Source organism: Halorussus salinisoli (assembly GCA_005239435.1).
Classification (GTDB): domain Archaea; phylum Halobacteriota; class Halobacteria; order Halobacteriales; family Haladaptataceae; genus Halorussus; species Halorussus salinisoli.
The window spans coordinates 236,958-254,293 of record SZNP01000004.1 but is presented as its reverse complement, the minus strand read 5'-3'; the positions used below and the strand labels follow the sequence as shown (position 1 = coordinate 254,293).

Annotated in this window: 14 protein-coding genes and 2 pseudogenes; 10 read left to right on the top strand and 6 right to left on the bottom strand. The window is 59.2% G+C overall.

All coding sequences use genetic code 11. From position 1 onward, the window contains the following. Nucleotides 1-247 precede the first annotated feature (247 nt). Nucleotides 248-451 (bottom strand): hypothetical protein, encoded by a 204-nt coding sequence (locus E2484_RS12535; protein ID WP_137285561.1) that lies wholly within the window; start codon nt 449-451, stop codon nt 248-250. Nucleotides 452-1,603: 1,152 nt separating this feature from the next. Here E2484_RS12535 and E2484_RS12530 point away from each other — a divergent pair. The 3 genes and pseudogenes from E2484_RS12530 (at nt 1,604) to E2484_RS12525 (ending at nt 3,205) form a co-directional block, all read left to right on the top strand. Continuing rightward, complete coding sequence (locus E2484_RS12530) at nt 1,604-2,005, top strand: hypothetical protein (RefSeq protein ID WP_137285560.1); 402 nt, start codon at nt 1,604-1,606, stop codon at nt 2,003-2,005. Nucleotides 2,006-2,022: 17 nt separating this feature from the next. Beyond that, nucleotides 2,023-2,233: pseudogene (locus E2484_RS25575) on the top strand (hypothetical protein); the annotation flags it as partial. Nucleotides 2,234-2,368: 135 nt separating this feature from the next. Further along, nucleotides 2,369-3,205 carry a hypothetical protein gene (locus E2484_RS12525; protein WP_137285559.1) on the top strand — a complete coding sequence of 279 codons (837 nt, stop codon included), beginning with the start codon at nt 2,369-2,371 and terminating at the stop codon, nt 3,203-3,205. Nucleotides 3,206-3,464: 259 nt separating this feature from the next. Here the strand turns inward: E2484_RS12525 and E2484_RS12520 are convergent, their stop codons facing one another. Further along, nucleotides 3,465-4,193: a hypothetical protein gene (locus E2484_RS12520; RefSeq protein WP_137285558.1), complete on the bottom strand. Its 729-nt coding sequence runs from the start codon at nt 4,191-4,193 to the stop codon at nt 3,465-3,467. 191 nt (nt 4,194-4,384) lie between these two features. Between E2484_RS12520 and E2484_RS12515 the strand changes: the two genes are divergently transcribed. From E2484_RS12515 to E2484_RS26040, 5 genes and pseudogenes are all read left to right on the top strand, one after another. Beyond that, a complete protein-coding gene (locus tag E2484_RS12515; RefSeq protein ID WP_137285557.1) occupies nt 4,385-5,344 on the top strand; it encodes a DUF7351 domain-containing protein in 960 nt (319 codons plus the stop codon). Nucleotides 5,345-5,561: 217 nt separating this feature from the next. Continuing rightward, nucleotides 5,562-6,566, top strand: a complete 1,005-nt coding sequence (locus tag E2484_RS12510; protein ID WP_137285556.1) for a DUF7351 domain-containing protein — start codon at nt 5,562-5,564, stop codon at nt 6,564-6,566. Between the two features lie 241 nt (nt 6,567-6,807). Then, entirely contained in the window at nt 6,808-6,954 is a 147-nt protein-coding gene (locus E2484_RS25000; RefSeq protein WP_170977335.1) for a hypothetical protein, read from the top strand. Between the two features lie 4 nt (nt 6,955-6,958). Further along, nucleotides 6,959-8,089: a right-handed parallel beta-helix repeat-containing protein gene (locus E2484_RS12505; protein WP_170977334.1), complete on the top strand. Its 1,131-nt coding sequence runs from the start codon at nt 6,959-6,961 to the stop codon at nt 8,087-8,089. 470 nt (nt 8,090-8,559) lie between these two features. Further along, nucleotides 8,560-9,951: pseudogene (locus E2484_RS26040) on the top strand (ATP-binding protein). On the opposite strand, the gene E2484_RS24995 reads toward E2484_RS26040, so the two are convergent. The 4 genes from E2484_RS24995 to E2484_RS12480 form a co-directional block, all read right to left on the bottom strand. Continuing rightward, nucleotides 9,868-10,047, bottom strand: a complete 180-nt coding sequence (locus tag E2484_RS24995) for a hypothetical protein (protein WP_170977311.1) — start codon at nt 10,045-10,047, stop codon at nt 9,868-9,870. The pseudogene E2484_RS26040 and the gene E2484_RS24995 sit on opposite strands and share 84 nt — an antisense overlap. Before the next feature lie 41 nt (nt 10,048-10,088). After that, entirely contained in the window at nt 10,089-10,271 is a 183-nt protein-coding gene (locus E2484_RS12495; RefSeq protein WP_137285554.1) for a hypothetical protein, read from the bottom strand. Between the two features lie 327 nt (nt 10,272-10,598). Next, nucleotides 10,599-11,981, bottom strand: a complete 1,383-nt coding sequence (locus E2484_RS12490) for an ATP-binding protein (RefSeq protein ID WP_137285553.1) — start codon at nt 11,979-11,981, stop codon at nt 10,599-10,601. Between the two features lie 670 nt (nt 11,982-12,651). Next, nucleotides 12,652-13,419, bottom strand: coding sequence for a carbon-nitrogen hydrolase family protein (locus E2484_RS12480; RefSeq protein WP_137285552.1), 768 nt, complete (start codon nt 13,417-13,419; stop codon nt 12,652-12,654). 114 nt (nt 13,420-13,533) lie between these two features. Here E2484_RS12480 and E2484_RS12475 point away from each other — a divergent pair, with 114 nt between their 5' ends. Beyond that, nucleotides 13,534-16,413 (top strand): FAD-binding and (Fe-S)-binding domain-containing protein, encoded by a 2,880-nt coding sequence (locus E2484_RS12475; RefSeq protein WP_137285551.1) that lies wholly within the window; start codon nt 13,534-13,536, stop codon nt 16,411-16,413. Beyond that, a complete protein-coding gene (locus E2484_RS12470) occupies nt 16,410-17,291 on the top strand; it encodes a DUF6282 family protein (RefSeq protein WP_137285550.1) in 882 nt (293 codons plus the stop codon). The genes E2484_RS12475 and E2484_RS12470 overlap by 4 nt, the downstream gene beginning before the upstream one ends. The last annotated feature ends 45 nt before the right edge of the window (nt 17,292-17,336 follow it).

The following is a 17,336-nucleotide window of genomic DNA, read 5'->3' as shown; positions in this document are numbered from 1 at the left end:
TATTTCTATTATTATATAGAACTCTGGATAAATTATAAGAAATCAACCATAACAGAAACCATTTAGAAGGTGTTAGAAACACCTACGCCTCGGGATGAAGACATCGACCGTGACCCCGAACCGCCCGCCCGTATCGAGGCGATATACGAGGCATCAGAGACGGAGTGCACAGTTGAAAGCGACGCCCACGTCCCGGAAGCCCCTCTCGTCACCGAGTCGTTTTCACCGGGGGCTAGATTGTCACTGATTATTGTTTCTTCCACGCACGAGGCGCGATGCCAAGTTGCTGTACGATGAGCCGGTATGCCAAGACAACAACAACTATAACCGCAAGCTCGATCCAGAAGCTCAACTCACCAACGAGTGCTCGCAGCCCAGTAATCACCACTAACCACATCAGCAGCATCGCGACGTAGTGTGCGGCGAGTTCGATCAGACGGTCTCTGTCCATACAGGTGTTTCGCGGTTGTTCAATAAAAATGTCGTCCGTTCGACCTGACCTAGGGAGCTCCGAGGCGACGGATGGAATTCCTGACTAAGCATGCCTGTGACCGGAGTACGGTGCGCACATCCGTCTAATATCGATTCGATACGCGTTTCCAGTATCAGTTGATACTCTGTCCGGAATCCGGACTAGTTGTGGGCGGTACGTTCAAACAAGGCATGCCAATGGCTGCCGAATACGCATCTTCAATTCAGCAGGATACTTCTGACATCGCCCGAATAAGTCGATGGAAGTCATGCTGAATACAGAGCGTGAATTGAACGGACACAAAAAGCATTTCCTGAGGGAATAAAGGAGAGAAATATGGAGATAACCCGCCGCTCAGCCCTCCGTTTATCAAGTACCGCTCTCAGTCTTGGAGTCGCAGGGTGCACTGCTTCTTCACCACCAGAATCGGACGCTTCCACTACCACACCGGCGGAATCATACCAGACACTCGCTGGAAAGCCATTCACCGAACTCCGTGTTGAGCCGACACCTGCTGACAGTCCGTTCCAGCACAGCGTCAAATTCCTCGCACAGCCGACGTCTGATCATCCAGCACGGATTCGCATCTCCATTCGGAACGCGAGCGACACTACCCAGACGATTCAGACAAACCACTGGAAACTGCCGTTTCCAAGCCCGCTTGCAGAGAGTCGTCCTGATACTGGTCTCGTTATTTCACAGGACGGCGACCCTTCGTTGACGGACGGTTGTTGGCGTGATCACGCGAAGACGTATCCAATGGTGGATACCCGGACACTCGCGGTGGGGGACACACTCACAAAACAGTACGGGGTGGCGAATTGGGTGAAGAACGACACCTGCTGGCCAACCGGTGACTATTCTTTCACACAGGGATACACAGTGAATCCGGAGACAGACGAATACAGCTACGGGTGGGGATTTACCCTCGTTCTCGGTCAGTGATTCGACAAATTCGCATCACAGGTTGCTCAATGTAGAGCGCGATCCTCCTGTATTTACTTCTCTGCAAGTTTCTTGATGATCGCTAGTCCAAGCCCGCTTCCTCCATTGTTTCTAATCTTCTATTTGACTATCCCCCCAAACGTGGTAAACAATCACAATCATGGGTGAGGAGAAGAAACAGCTAGTATGACCCAGTCATTTGAACTCCCGCAGAGATGTCAAAGAGAAGTTGGTAACGCACTACGGATAGCTGCAGTTTATACAGCGACCGGATTTGACAACCTGTATCTCCGTGAAGACCTTGACCAACAGTACACCCCAGCAGAGATCGAGACACTTCGGCGAGAACTCATCGTATTCGCGCTTGGGAAGGAGACACTAGCAGACGTGACTCATGCGGGGAAGTTTCGACGAATTATTTGTCAGACCGAGGATGCACTTGCGCTACAAGTTCCAATCGACGGACATTTCGGTGTCTTCGTCTCTATTGATTTCTCTGCAAAGGACAGCCTGTTTGACATCGGTGATATAGTTCAAGCATGGATAGAGCAAGAAGAACTCTCAGCAGAGGAGACGAACAAGCGATAGTATACGTGCAAGAGACTCACAAAGCGTGGATGGCACGACCCTGACAGCGACCTCTACAACAGACGGAACATGAATGAGACAGTGAATGCCGCTATCAAGCAGAAATTCGGAGCCTTCGTCAGATCATGCGTCTGGTGGAAGCAGTTCCGTGAACTTGTCATCAAATGCGTCGTTCACAACGTGGAACGAGCCCTCGCTATTTCCCGCGAAGAGTACGAGCGACTGTGATTCTGAGAGAAACGGGCTACTGAATACAGAGAGTGTATCGCTTACAGATTGAGTTCAATCTGTGGTCCTCCTTGATATACAAGTGCCGTTTTGAGTCTTGGGGACTTACTTATCGACGCTGTGATTTGATTCTGTATGGACCGTCGCTACTTGATCGGCCTCGTCGTCGCGCTCGTAGCAATCGGTATCGGATTGTTCGCTTTCACGACCTTCTGGTCTCCTCAAGTAACCCCACTTGGTTCTGACCAGACGTATCCCGCAGGGACAGGACCGGATCACATCAACTTCTCGGCGCTCGAGACAGACGATACGAACGTTTCGCACACTCCGCGAACGTACTGGGACTCGTACGCCATCGTCTACACCGCACCGCCCGACCGCCGACTCGTGGAAGGAGATTATTACATCAATTCCTCCACGGGGGAGATACTCGCCAAACGTTGGCACAACGCCACGGTCTATCGGAACGGGACGACGTATGCGTTCGTCCAGTCGGCCGACAGTATCCCGACCGAGCGCCAGCGAGAGCAACTGGAATCGGACGACAGATACGTCTACGACAACACCACCGACGCGTATTACCGATACGATCTACACTACGGACAAATTGCTCCCACGAACATCGGTCGACACCCCGACATCCTCGACGCGTACACGTGGACGGCCACCAACACGACGACCCACCATGGTGTCCCCGTCATCACGTACTGCATCTCGGGCGAACGTGCGACCGCCGCCGCCGATGTCCCACCGGCTATCAACGGCACGCTCCGGCTCGGGGTTGAGGATGGAATCGTCTACGCGTTCGACATCACGCTCGACGGGGACGAGCGCGACTATCGGTACACGTACGACGTGCATCCCGCTCCCTTCCCGGACCACAGCTGGGTCGACACAGCTCGGGAGGCCGCTTCTGTGAACAAGTCCTCTAACGAAAGTTCCGACCGTCGACAACTGCACCAGTCTCCGTAATCAGCACGGCCGCTGGAACTTATCACCGCTTGAGGGTTTCAACAAGGCCTGAAATTACGGTGTGCCTCAGTATCATCCACTTTGTATCGTGGTGGGTGGGAGTTCACCCCGGCCGATAATCGCACCTCGGTCGCAGGGTAGTCCAGTTGCTCACGCGGATTTTTACAGACAGTCGAGTTTCGCGGTCGTGTCTCTCGAACCGTCACAGGTCTCCGATTCCGCCGTGAACGCGAAGACGAACTGCGGGACCCACGTCCCGTCAGGCCCGGGCTCGGGTCCGTGGCTCTCGTCGTCGAGTTTGTATGCGCCGACGATATCCAGTTCGTACGGAGGTGCGGGGGAGCGCACAGGCGCCGACTTCACCTGCGATCGAGAGTTCCCCGGGTGGTGTGATGCCGGTGTACATCGCCTCACCGGTCTCGGTCGCCCGGAACGTACTTTGGCTCCCGTCGTTTGGACCGACCGCGCCGACCCCGATTTCGTGCGCGAGCGCCTCGTCGATGTCATGCGTGCCCGCAACGAACCCCGGCTCTTCGAAGAGGTCGATCCAGACGGTGTACAGGCCCAGCGGGACGAGATTCTGGAGGTGCATCGAGATGTACCTCCCCTGATCAACGCACTTAGCCACGATCGACCCCTCGACGGCGCTAAACTCCTCCCACGTCACGTGCTCGCCGTCAAGTTCGGCGGGAGCCACGCCGGTATCGACGGGATTTCCGGCAAACCGTTCGTAGAGTTTCGTCTCGTCGGCGAACAGCGGCCCGTTTCCGGCCTCGTCCTGGAGGTGCAGCGTGCAAATGTCGATTTCCGAACGGGTCGCTTCCGCCAGCGTCTGGGGGTGTCCTGGCGCTCCGGTGTCCTGTTTCGTCGCCTTGGCTTGCCTCGAAAGGTAGCCGAGTGGGGCGGCGACCCCGAGATGTTTCAGGAACGACCGGCGGTCGCTCCCGACCGGTTCAGTGGTAGCCAGCCCAGTGCGTTTCCGTGTCATTGTATGACACAGTGCATAGGATAATCGATAGCCCAATAAATATTAGATGAAAAATATTTCTATAAATGCTCGTACTGAACTCCGCATTCCTAACCTGACCAACAGGTCGTCGTACAAAGTCGTCGGTTGCCCCATCCCCTGGTACGATAATAGTTAACAATAGTCACGACATACTGGCCTACGATGCCACTATGCACAGTGACGCTGAAAGTCGAGGCGGACGCTCGCCAGAGGAGACGTTCGCCATCCTCGGCCACGAAACTCGGCTAGCCATACTCTACGAACTCTGGGACGCACAGGACCCCACAGCCCCCAAGCGCGAGGCCCTGTCGTTCGCGGAATTGCGCAAACGCGTCGGCATGCGCGACGGCTCGCAGTTCAACTACCACCTCACCCAACTCGTCGGGCCGTTCGTCCGTCAGACCGACGACGGCTATGAACTCCGTCGAACAGGTGGACAAATCATCAGTACGATGCTCGCGGGCGCGCTGACTGACGAGGTGGTCCTCGACACTGAGCCGATCGACGATCCCTGTCCCCTATGTGGCGGTCAGGTCGTTCTCGACCACGGGACGGACCGGTCTCCCGATCTGTTACTCGTCCGGTGTACGGCCTGCGAAGGAGCATGGAAGCATCCCGAACTCGGGTCGGGCGTACTGCGGGCGATTCCGTTACTGTTGCCAGCGGGGGTCCGCGAACGGTCGCTGGCCGAAATGTACCGGGTGCAGACCACGTGGGTCAAATACCGAATTATGTTGTTAATCGAGGGTGTCTGCCCACGCTGTTCGGGGACGGTCACCGCGACCCCGCTCATCTGTGAGGACCATACGGTCGGCGACGGCCAGGTCTGCCCCCACTGCGACCGCATCTTCGAGATCCTGTTCCGGCGCGTCTGTGACGTCTGTCAGAACAGCTTCCATATGCCCACCGGGCGACACATCCTCGTGCATCCGACGGTGGCAGCGTTCTATCACGACCACGACTTCGAAGTCTATGGGCACAACTGGCACCGCGTCGAGATGGAGACTATCGCCGACCAGACCGTCGTATCCGAGGATCCGCTGGCGATCGAGGTCACGGTCGTCATCGACGACGACGACCTCAACGTGACGCTCGACGGTGCGGGTGCCGTCATCGATGTGCAGACGTGAGTACGAACGGGGCAATGGTAAATACGTTCTCTACGTCTGACATATTTTATTCGAATTGAGTTTGGGTAGAATTCTCGACCATAATGGATGCGGCCTCTGAATTCAGCACGGCCCGAGAAGACTTAACGAGAAACTATCATAAGTAGCGTACTGCATTCAAGGCACATCGCTTCGATCGTCCCGCCGTTTTATAGACTGTTATGTGGTAGCCACCCACATGGCCAAAACGAATTCGACCGAGCCACCGCTCAAGGCGGCTGCGGGCGCTGCTGGGTCACGCGCGACTGAAGCCTTCTCCGTCTTAGGGCACGAAACCCGGCTAGCGATTCTGCTGGCTCTTTGGGAAGCATACGAACCGTTTACAGCCGAGAGCGCTGTTACGTTCGCGGAGTTGCGCAAGCGCGTCGGCATGCGCGACGGCTCGCAGTTCAACTATCACCTCAAACAGCTGGTCGGCCACTTCGTCCGCCAGACCGATTCGGGGTACGAGCTCCGGTCCACCGGCTTCCAGCTCGTACAGTCGGTCATCGCGGGCGTGGGTCTCGAAGATCCAGCACTTGACCCGACCGAGGTAGACCGGGCCTGTCCCGTGTGTGGCGCTCCCACGGCGATCACCTACCACGACGAGGCGCTCATGCACGTCTGTACCGAGTGCGAGGGGCGATTCGGGGATCGTGGTCAGTTTCCGGGAGGGATTCTCTCGTCGACGGGCCTGGATCCGGCTGGCATGACCGACCGGGGGCCAGAAGCACTGCTCAATGCGGCCTCTATCAGAGGAACCTGGAACACACAATCCGCGCTCGAAGGGGTTTGTACCGGGTGCTCGGGCCCGATAGACCGCTGGCTACACGTCTGTGACGACCACGCGGCCGAGGGAGTCTGTTCCACCTGCGAGCGGCGGTACGCCGTGATGGCTCGGTTTCGCTGCCCTGTCTGCAAGGCCTCCGCACAAATCGTGCCATCGTGTTCGTGGCTGGTCATGCACCATCCCGCAGTGGTCGCCTTCTACTACGACCACGATGTGCCTCTCCAGTACGAGGATGACGACGCCAAAAGTTTCCAACCCCGATATCGCGAGATCGACCTCAAGGAGGACATTGACCATGAACTCATCGCAACAGATCCACCTCGGGTTCGAGTCACGTTTCAGCATGAGGATGCCGAGTTAGAGCTGACGCTCGACGAGGACGTGAACGTCATCGACGTGAACGAGAAGGCCTGAACCAAGAGAGATCTGGCCGTAGCTTCGTCTGCGAAACAGCCTCTCTTTCGGTAACTATCACTCCGTTCTAGATGGGCGGGACGACCGCCGTCTTGACACGCCGACCTATTGGACTGGTTAGGCATACGGAGTTCAGTTCGAGCGCTTAGGGAAATATATTCCAGTTTGAGCGTTTATTGAAATGGTTTTCAGCTAATGTTTATTCTGCCCGTGAGCGTTGTCACCTCCTGGAGGTACACCTGTGGAACCTACGATTGTCCTACACGATGCGGGCCAGGCCGAGGCGGCCATCGAAGCGGCGACAGGGCTCCCCCAAGCTATCATTGCCACGATTCTTGAGCGGCGCGAGGAGTATCTCGCGGCTGTCGCACGATTTGGGGGTGGATAGCCCCATGCCCCCACAGATTTGCGCGAACGCGTCACTGCTCGTTGTTGGGTTGCTCATCCTCGGGGGGGTTACACCACTCGACCCGGCTCCCACCCCTCCGGGTTCGACTGTCGAACGCCCAGTGGAGTCGGCCACCACGATCGATTCGTGTACCACGATTACCGCCGCTGGAACATACGTCCTCACCACCGATCTCGAGACCCGCGACTACACCTGCCTTGCGGTCGAAACGAGCGACATTACCATCGAGGGTAACGGCCACACCATCACCGTGCACACCACGTTATTAGAGCGTGGAAAACACATGCTGGCGGCGTCACAAGGTTATTTCGGGGCTGGGATCATCGTCGGATCTCGGAATATGCCCGCGATCAGGAACGTGTCGGTCACGAACCTCACGGTCACCGGCCTCGACGTCGGCGTCCAGTTCGTGAATGTGCAGTCCGGAACGATGCGAGAGGTTACCGCCACTGATAACGCCGTCGGGATCAATCTCACCAACGCCACCGATGTCGCGCTCACCGCCACCACTGTGACCAAGCACGCCGAAGATGGTATCAGGGTGGGGACCGCCACCGGCATTCGGATTACCGACACGAACGCGAGCGACAACGGGCACGCTGGCATCGCCCTCCGCGACACCACACGGAGCAGGGTTCATAACACCACGGTCGCTGACAATATCGGGGATGGAATCGTCGTTCGGAATGCCAGCCGGGTCACGCTTACGGGAGTAACCGCCGCACGCAATACGGTAGGCGTCCTGCTATTCGATGCCACAGCGACCACCGTCACGGAGAGTCTGATCGATCGGAACGCGTTCGCGGGCCTCGCGCTCGCGAACGCAACTCACAACCGTATCTCGGGGACGGTCGTCTCGAACACGACGGCCACAAGACGGCTCTTGGAGGCGCCGAGTGCGATTTGGCTGCTCAATGCCACCCGGAACCGATTCGAGAACGTGCATGTGATGAACAACCAAGACTGGGGTGTCTACGCCCGTAATCAGTCGGGCACGAACAGGTTCACTAACCTCTGGATCGGGGGCACGCGCGTCCCCTCTATGACGGCAGGCAATCTCAGCCTTGCTCCAGGGACATCACAGCAGAGCGTCACTGCGCCCTGGCCAGCGTGAAATGTGCCCGTCGAACACGCCCGACGCTCATCAAGGCAAACTGACTGCTCCGACCAGTCGCACAGATCGGTCGTGCCTTCGCGCGCCCCCTTAGGGCGCGAGCGAGAGCGCACCCGAGACGGCGAGCGATGCGGGCCGTGGCAAAACACCCGTCCATCTGGTTCTGGCGCTCAGCGATCCAGCCATCCCCTGACGCACTCAGAATGGACGAGGCCGTCTCGGTCGTCCCTCAACCCGCAAGCACCGCAGGGATCAGGAGCGCAGCGGCGGTCGCGGGATGCCGAGCGGCCGAGGGATTTCAGGTTCCTCAAAGGGTAGCCATTGGCCGAGCGCATAGTCTCGATAAAGCAGAACCTATTCAAAATTAACGAAGCGCGTGAATCGATAACTCTCGATAGTAAAATCGTGATTAGTAAAATCGTGATTTAGATAATCACTAGTATTGTCTTCGTTCGGCTCGAAGGAGGGGTATGGCTCATCCGCGCTTCGTCAATCGGAAAGACGAACTCGAGATGCTACACTCACAACTCGAGAGCGATACCGCGGAACTACTCGTTGTGCATGGACGTCGTCGGCTCGGAAGAGCGCACTTGTTCGTAAGGCGATTCAGGATCGAGATGACACGATCTACTGGCAAGCGACCGAGGAGACATCAGAGGTACAACTCACGAACTTCGTCGAGACTGCAAAGGAAACGTTTCCACTCGTTGAAGACATCAAGCGAGACTGGGAGGCACTCCTCCGGGCCCTCGGCCGTCAAGATGCAGTTGTCGTCCTCGACGAGTTCCCGTATCTTATCGAATCGGATGATGCACTCCCTCGAAAATTCAGCGCGTTTGGGATATGCATCTCGAAGAAACCGAGATGACACTCGTCCTCGTTGGCTCCTCGATCAGTATCATGGAAGAGAAGGTTCTCAGCGGTGGGAGTCCACTCTACGGTCGACGGACGGCCACGATAGATCTGCCGCCGCTTGCACTTGGCGATGCACAAGTGTTCTATCCGGAGGATGACGCGGATTCGGTTATTCAAACGTGGGGCGTGTTCGGTGGAACACCGTACTACCTACAGGCGCTTACTCCGTCTGCATCACTCTCTGAGAACGTGCAATCACACGTACTCTCAGAACATGGCGTGCTCCATAACGAGCCGGAGTTCCTGTTACGCACGGAGTTCGGGATTCGTGAGCCCCAGACGTACTACACAATCCTTCGCGCAATCGCTACTGGCAAGCGTGAAGCGAACGAGATTGCTGACTTTGCTGGCATCGGTTCGAACGCGCTCGGGTCGTACCTCTCGAAACTCCGGCGACTTCGGCTGGTTGAACGAGATATTCCGGTAACTGCGAACCCGAACGCTACTCGGAAAAGTCGGTATCGGCTGAAAGAACCACTGTTCCGTTTCTGGTTCGGTACGTCTACGGGCAAGAAGGGAAACTCACACAACTTGGTGACGACGCCTACGAACAACTCGTCAGGCCGACGTTCTCAGAGTACATGGGGTCGATGTTCGAGATTATCTGCCAGAACAGGCTTCAATCGTTAGTTCCGAAAACGTATCAGGGAATCGGCTATTGGTGGCACAAACACAACGAACTCGACGTTGTCGGGTTAGCAAGCGATGGGACGCTCGTCGCTTGCGAATGCAAGTACACAACCCGAGAAATGACGGAGGGAGATCTGGCCGATCTCGAACGGACTGCGACACACGTCGAGTGGACGCCACCGAACGGCGGGTCGCCCGACTATCAGTACTGCTGTTTCTGCCGGTCCGGCTTCTCAGACGGACTTCAACAGACTGCCGACGAGCGAGACGATGTCTCGTTGTTCACGCCGACCGACATTGTAGAAGCCAGTCGTTGAGCTACCCACTACTACGTCCGGAGCAACGACGACGGCAACGGTGGGTTCCTCGAATTCCCCCGAGGAGGGCCCGTGCCGGTTGAACGTTGCGCTCACCAGAGCGCGAAAGCATCTCGGCCTCGTGAACCGCCTCGGGGTCAAGCCCCCCGAGGCACTCGGCCTGCTCCGCCTGTAGAGACTAGGAGGCGCTCTCGGCGCTCGTCACCAGTGAGGTCGTCACTTCCGATGCTCTGGCGCAGTTCGGTGAGTGACTCGATCTCGTAGGTGTCCTTCCACGCATTGATCTCGTCATCGATTGCGTTGAGTTCCTTCCGAACCATTGTTTCGTCCGTCCCCAAACGGACGCTGACTCAGACTCCGTGTCCTGGTCACCCACGTTGGCATCCTGCTGCTTGCGGAGTTCGTCTACCTCCTGTTCACAGTCCTCGATTGCTGCTTCTCACTGCTCAACCTCTATTTCGAGTTCGCCAATGCGGTCGTTCTTCCATTCGAGGAGCGTCTCCAGATTTTCAACACACTCGGCCAACAGCCGATTCTTCTCGGTCAGATATGCGCGACTCCGCTTAGACTCGTCACGGTCAGTATCGACAATGATAGTGTGAGAATACAATCAGAGATCGAAAGCGGCGAGTTGTCTACTGTGACGATCAAAAACTATCCACGATTTTTTCGAGGTCGAACAGTTGGAGATCGTCACGTTCGGCTGCTGCGTCTCGAACTGACTGTGTAAAGCCACTTCGGGCGAAAAGAGCGTACTTTTGCGTCACATCACCGCTATCAGGCGACCAGCGAATTTCCCGAGTGTGTTCTTCGAGCGATGCAAGCGCGCTATAATCGAGCGGGGTGTTCGTAAACTTGCACTCGCCCGTCACCATCGTTCCATTTGTAGTGAGGCCGACGACGTCCACTTCGTGTTCTTTGTACCACCAGCGACCAACGTCCGTGAACATCTCGTTGGGATACAGATCGTGCAGTGCATCTTGACAGAGCGTCTCGAACTCGTGACTCACGAAGTCGGCCATCTCTGGTTCGATAACGGCCTCGTAGGCGTGATCATTTAGTCGGTCGTACCGATCCTCGTTACCGTAGACGAACCGGAACCAGAAGCGGAACAGCGGGTCGAGAATCCGGTACCGACCTCGCCGCGACTTCGTCTTGTCTTCGGTGACTGGAACCTCACGTTCGACTAAACGAAGCCGTTCCAGTTTCTTCGTATACGTCGAAATTTGCTTCCCGTCGATGCCGATCGCCTGCGCGATCTCGTTTGACGTGGCGTTCCCGGCGGCGATTGCTTTCAGAATCGCAAAATATCGGTTCGGCTCGGTGAGTTCAGTACGGAGGACGTACTCGGGTTCATTGTGCAAGAACCCCTGCTGTGCGAGCAGTGACTGTCGAATAACCGCCCCGAGGTCGTGGTCGAGTTCGGCCCCGTCCAAGTAGTACGGTGTGCCACCGAAGACACCCCACGCGAACACTTGTTCTTCTGGTGTGTAGGAAGCAGGGAAGAATTCTCTCGCAGCACCGAAGTCGAACTGTCGCAGGTCCAGTTTCTCAGTGAACCGGCCGTACAACGGGCTGGTTCCGAGGAGCGTGGCTTCTTCCATCATGCTGATCGATGAACCGACGAGTACGAGTGTCGCTGCAGTGTCCCGAAGCTCGTGGTCCCACAGTCGCTGAATAACTGACGGAAGACTCTCGTCCGCGTCAACGAGATATGGGAACTCGTCCAGCACGATGACGGCATCCTGTTCGGCGAGATAGCCGAGGAGTGACTCCCACTCAGGTTTGATTCGGCTGACGCCGGGGAACGACTCGGAAGCGAGGCCGACGAACTCGTCGAGATGCACCTGTTTTGTCGTTTCGGTCGCTTGGTACATTACGACGTCGTCGCGGTCAGATAGCGACTGTCTCACGAGTTCGGTTTTACCGAGTCGACGGCGACCGAAGATGACGACCATCTCCGCATCTTCAGACTCGTAACAGTCTTGAAGACGCGCGAGTTCGCTTTCTCGGTCCACGAACTGGTCCATACTATCGGATGGACGGACACTGGCATAAGTCTATTGAATAACCAAATATAGAATAGGCTAATCCAGATTTGGCTATTCTGGATTTCCTATTACACAGATTAATCAGCACGTTGTAGAGTCGTGATACCGTTTTCAGTACGTATTCTCCAGAGAGACCAAGACTCCTCCAATGCGGCTTAACCAACGCACTTGAGTATCGAATGTATTGTTGGTTAATTCTCGAAGAGACACCGAGTGGCCGCGCCCTCACCTGTAACTGTGCGCCGCGATTCGTCTTAATCCGTGTTGCCGCAGGGAGCGAGGGCCATTTGTCGGCAAGTTGTGGTGCAGGCTCCTCGTCGAGGTCGTAGATCGGCTGGCAGTCGTCGACCGCGAGGTCCCTGTCGGCCTTCGAAAGGAGGGCGGCCGCAGCAGCACCCTTCGCGATGGCGCTGTAGAACGTAGAGGCCTCAATGACTAGATGGACGACGTGAAGGAGTGTCCATTCGGTAGCAGACGTAGACTGTTCCTCATCACGGCCTACCGACGCTCCTATTAAAAAGTGAAAGTAAAACCGCTGGGAAGTCTTGGACGAGCGACCGGCCGAGCAGTCTAACGAGCGATAATCGTGAGTTACTGCGTAATCGGCGGACATGGAGGTGGCCCTACACTCGCGGATTGGGGGCTACTGCTACGTCCAGCCTCGACTCTCCTGTACCGGGTTTCGGTCTCGGCCTGCCTCTATCCGTTCCGGTTCCACCGTCACGACCGCGTGGCCGTCCCCCTCTGTGACCTCGGACAGCACCGTCCCTGTCGGGTCCACAACGAGGCTACGGCCTGCGTGGTCGCGCCCACGCTGGTCCCCGGCGTGATTCGCCCCGACGACGTAGTACGGCCCGTCAAGTGCCCGTGCGCGCAGCAAGAGTCGCCAGTCCGCCTCGTAGCTGGTGCGCCACGCCGCCGACACGGCGAGGACATCACAGCCCTCGCGAGCGTAGTCGAGTCCGACTTCCGGGAAGTTGAGGTCGTAACAGAGGGCGAGGCCGACAGTGCCGAGGCGCGTCTCGACGGTTTGCGGGCCGTCGCCGGTCGCGAACACGTCCGCTTCGTCGCCCCAGAGGTGCTGTTTCCGGTAGGTATCGCGAACACCGTCACCGTCCACGACGACGAGGCTGTTGTACAGTTGTTCACCGTCGCGCTCGGGAACACCGGCAACGACGGTCACGTCGTGGTCGGCGATGATGGAGACGAGTCGGTCAGTCAACTCGCCCGGGACCGGGGTCGCTCGGTCCTGGGCAACGTCGAGGTCGTACCCCGTCACGCAGAGTTCGGGAAAGACGGCGACAGCGACGCTCGACGGAAGGCCATCGAGGGTCCGCTCGAGGGCTTCGAGGTTGCCGGCGACGTCACCGATGGTCGGTTCGAACTGACACGCGGCGACACGCTCGTTCGCGCTCATAGACACCAACGCACGGCCCGACCACTTCAGGCTATCCGAATACATGTTCACGCTTCTAAAACCCGCGCCATGTTCGACTGAACGACCTTCCCGCTTGCCGGGGCATGGACGACCATGAGCACAGACAGAGAGGCGGGACGGAGGTCCGTTCCGACCGACCTCCGTGGCCTCGACGGTGACGCCGACTTCGATGAGACGGCTCGGACGCTATACGCGACGGACGCGAGCATCTACCGGGTCGAACCCGCAGGAGTCGTCTGGCCGGCCTCCGTCGCAGACGTTCGTCGGACCGTCCGATTCGCCCGCAACACTGGGACGAGCGTGGTCGCCCGGGGTGGTGGGTCCAGCCTCAACGGAAACGCAATCGGGGAGGGTATCGTCCTTGACTGCTCGCGCCACTTCGATGAGGTGGTGTCGGTCGACCCCGAGGAGAAGACCGCCACCGTCCGGCCGGGCGTCGTTCTCGACGAACTGAACGACGAACTCGCCGCCGACGACCTGTACTTCCCGCCGGACCCGAGCACGTCGAGCACCTGTACCATCGGCGGCATGGTCGCCAACGACGCGGCCGGACCCCACTCGGTCCGCCACGGAACGACCCGGGATAACGTCGCCCGCATAGAGTGCGTACTCTCCGACGGTACCACCGAGGTGTTCGAGCACAAAGCGGGCGAGGAACTCGACGCCGAACTCGCCCGTGACGACCGTGTCGGCGAACTCTACCGGGCAGTCACGGAAATCGGAACCGAACACGCCGACGAAATCGAACACCGCTACCCCGACGTGGACCGTAACTCCAGCGGTTACGACCTCGAATCGAGCGTCGCCAGCGACGGTTCGTGGACTGACCTCTCGAACCTCCTCGTTGGGAGCGAGGGCACCCTCGGCGTCGTCACTGAGGTGACGCTCGAACTGACCGAACGACCCGAGACCCGAGCGGCCGCGTTGTTGTTCTACGACGATGTGCGAAGCGCCGCCGACGCAGTAACTGGCGCGCTAGACGCGGATCCGAGCGCGGTCGAACTCGTGGACGACGCGGTGCTTGGACACGCTCGTGAAGCGTGGGGCATCGACCTGGTTCCCGACGAGGCCGGGGCCGCGTTGCTAGTTGAAGTCGAGTGCGACGCGAGCGAGCAGGACCGTCGTCTCGACGAGGCGGTCGCCGCCAGCACGACCGAGCACACTGTCGCCGTCGAACGTGCGGCTACCGACAAGGAGCAAGATAGACTCTGGAAGGTCCGCAAGGCGTCGAACCCGCTACTCAACCGCCACCCGGGCGACGAGCAGGCCCTCTCGTTCATCGAAGACGCCGCAATTCCCCCGGAGAAACTGCCGACGTATCTCGACCGCGTGGCCGACGTACTCGCCGACCACGGCCTCGACGCCAGCGTGTTCGGCCATGCCGGGCAGGGCGTACTCCACGTCAAACCGTTCCTGAACCTCCAGACCGAGGCGGACCGCGAGCGACTCCGGTCGGTCTCCGAGGCGGTCCACGACGTAGTGCTCGACGTGGGCGGTGCCGTTTCCGGCGAACACGGTGACGGCCGCTTGCGCTCCGAACATCTCCCCGAGATGTACGGTGAGACGCTGTACGAGGCGTTCCAGACGGTCAAGCGCACCATCGACCCTGAAGACGTGTTCAATCCATCGAAGGTCGTCCCCGACTCGGAGGGGGACCTCGCCAGGGTCGATGAGGCTCTGCGGTACGACGACTACGACCCCCATGAGGTCGAGACGACACTGGATTTCGGCGACGAACGCGGGTTCGATTCGCTGATCGAGCAGTGCAATGGCTGTTCGAAGTGCCGGACGACCGATGGCGGCGTGATGTGTCCGTCCTACCGGGCGACCGGCGAGGAGGTTGCGAGCACTCGGGGGCGGGCGAACGCCCTCCGAGACGCTATCGACGGTGAACTCGGCGAGGAGGCGCTGACGAGCGCCTGGTTTCAAGAGGAAGTCCTCGACCTGTGTCTCTCGTGTAAGGCCTGCGAGACAGAGTGTCCGACCGGCGTTGACATGGCGAAACTCAAGACCGAGGCCAAACACCAGAAACACAGGGAAGAAGGCGTCCCACTCCGCGCTCGCTTGTTCGGCAACGTGAGGGCACTGAATCGAGTCGGAAGCGCCCTCGCGCCCGTGGCGAACCGACTCGCCAAGTTCGGACCCGGCCGCGTCGTCGCAGAGAAGGTCCTCGGTATCGATCGGCGGCGGGGTCTCCCTGAGTTCGCCAGTAAATCGCTGTTCGAAAGGATGGCCACCCACGACCCCGCGCCGACCGCGGGCGAGCACGGCGCGGTCGTCCTCTACCCCGACTGCTACGCGACGTACAACCACCCCGAGGTCGGCATGGCAGTGGTCCGCGTCCTCGAAGCACTCGGCTACACCGTCGAGATTCCGGACGTGAACTGTTGTGGCCGGCCCGCGCTCTCACAAGGGATGGTCGAGACCGCGCGGACGGACGCCGCCGAAAATGTCGAGACGCTTCGGGACAGAGCCGAGGACGTGCCAGTGATCAGTCTCGAACCCTCCTGCGCCAGTGCGCTGGAGGAGTACGACGACCTCGTGGCCGACCCCGGCCCGGTGCCCGACGCGGCCGACACTGTGGCCGGATTCCTCTTCGACCGAGTGGCGACCGGCGATCTCTCGATTCCCGAGGCCCCCGACTTCGAATGCGCCGACCGGTCGGTGGCCTACCACGGCCACTGTCACGCCACGGCTCGCGGCCGCGACCACGCGCCCGTCGGTCTGCTCCGACAGGCGGGATACGACGTGACGCCGGTTGATGCGACCTGCTGTGGCATGGCTGGCGCGTTCGGCTACGAGACCGACCACTACGAACTTTCGATGGACCTCGGAACGGACCTCGCGGCGAAACTCGACGCGGTGGACGCCGACGTAATCGCCGCTGGCGGTGCGTCCTGTAGCCAGCAACTCGCCGACTGCGACGTCGAGACGCGCCACCCGATGGAACTGCTGGCGGAGGTGGTGGCGTGACTGACGACGGGAGTCGAACGGGCGACGACCTCCTCGCGGGCGCGGTGGACCTGCACGTACACACTGCCCCGGACCTCGTCGACCGGTTCGAGAGCGACGTGGCCCTCGCGCGTGACGCCCGCGAGGCCGGAATGCGCGGCGTCGTGGTCAAGAGTCACGTCGTTCCGACGGCGGGACGAGTCGACTTGGTGAACGAGGCGGTCGGCGACGAACTGCTCTATGGCGGGGTCGCCTGTAACGGCACCGTCGGCGGACTGAACCGAGACGCCGTAGAGACCGCGCTCGAACTCGGAGCCGAAATCGTCTGGCTCCCCACGGCGTGGAGCGCGAACCACGCCTCACAGGCGCGCGAGGATGGTATAGAGCGGTTCGTCGGTCAGCGCGTCCCGGACGAGGATGAGGAGATTCCGGTCGCTCGGGACGGCGAGGTGACAGCCGCGACCCGGACTATCATCGACCTGGTCGCGGAGTACGACGCCGTCGTCGGAACTGGCCACGCCACACCGGCCGAAGTGGAGGTCGTCGCGGCGGCCTGCGCCGACGCGGGCGTCGACTGTCTGGTCAACCACCCATGCTTCCGGGTCGTGGACATTCCGCTTGACCAGCAGGAGAGACTCGCGGAGCTGGGAGCAGTCATGGAGTACTGTGCGTACTCGGTCCAGAGCACAACGGGCCACACTATCGACCGAGTCGCCGAAGCAGTCGAACGGGTCGGCCCCGAAAATGCAGCTCTCGCCACGGACTACGGGCAGGCTGACAACCCGCCGGTTCCAGGACTGCGGGAGTTCGCCGAGAGCGTCGTTGACGCGGGCATCGAGCGCGGGACAGTGCGACGGTGTCTCGTCGAGACGCCCGCCGGTCTGCTCGGCCTCGACTGACATTCGGGATTTCTCCATTTCTACCGGACCCCATTTCAATGGTTT

Excerpts from the sequence above, each read along its gene's own strand:
- E2484_RS12535 (WP_137285561.1), bottom strand. The coding sequence starts at position 451 with ATGGACAGAGACCGTCTGATCGAACTCGCCGCACACTACGTCGCGATG.
- E2484_RS12530 (WP_137285560.1), top strand. The coding sequence starts at position 1,604 with ATGACCCAGTCATTTGAACTCCCGCAGAGATGTCAAAGAGAAGTTGGT.
- E2484_RS12525 (WP_137285559.1), top strand. The coding sequence starts at position 2,369 with ATGGACCGTCGCTACTTGATCGGCCTCGTCGTCGCGCTCGTAGCAATC.
- E2484_RS12520 (WP_137285558.1), bottom strand. The coding sequence starts at position 4,193 with ATGACACGGAAACGCACTGGGCTGGCTACCACTGAACCGGTCGGGAGC.
- E2484_RS12515 (WP_137285557.1), top strand. The coding sequence starts at position 4,385 with ATGCACAGTGACGCTGAAAGTCGAGGCGGACGCTCGCCAGAGGAGACG.
- E2484_RS12510 (WP_137285556.1), top strand. The coding sequence starts at position 5,562 with ATGGCCAAAACGAATTCGACCGAGCCACCGCTCAAGGCGGCTGCGGGC.
- E2484_RS12505 (WP_170977334.1), top strand. The coding sequence starts at position 6,959 with ATGCCCCCACAGATTTGCGCGAACGCGTCACTGCTCGTTGTTGGGTTG.
- E2484_RS12495 (WP_137285554.1), bottom strand. The coding sequence starts at position 10,271 with ATGGTTCGGAAGGAACTCAACGCAATCGATGACGAGATCAATGCGTGG.
- E2484_RS12490 (WP_137285553.1), bottom strand. The coding sequence starts at position 11,981 with ATGGACCAGTTCGTGGACCGAGAAAGCGAACTCGCGCGTCTTCAAGAC.
- E2484_RS12480 (WP_137285552.1), bottom strand. The coding sequence starts at position 13,419 with ATGAGCGCGAACGAGCGTGTCGCCGCGTGTCAGTTCGAACCGACCATC.
- E2484_RS12475 (WP_137285551.1), top strand. The coding sequence starts at position 13,534 with ATGAGCACAGACAGAGAGGCGGGACGGAGGTCCGTTCCGACCGACCTC.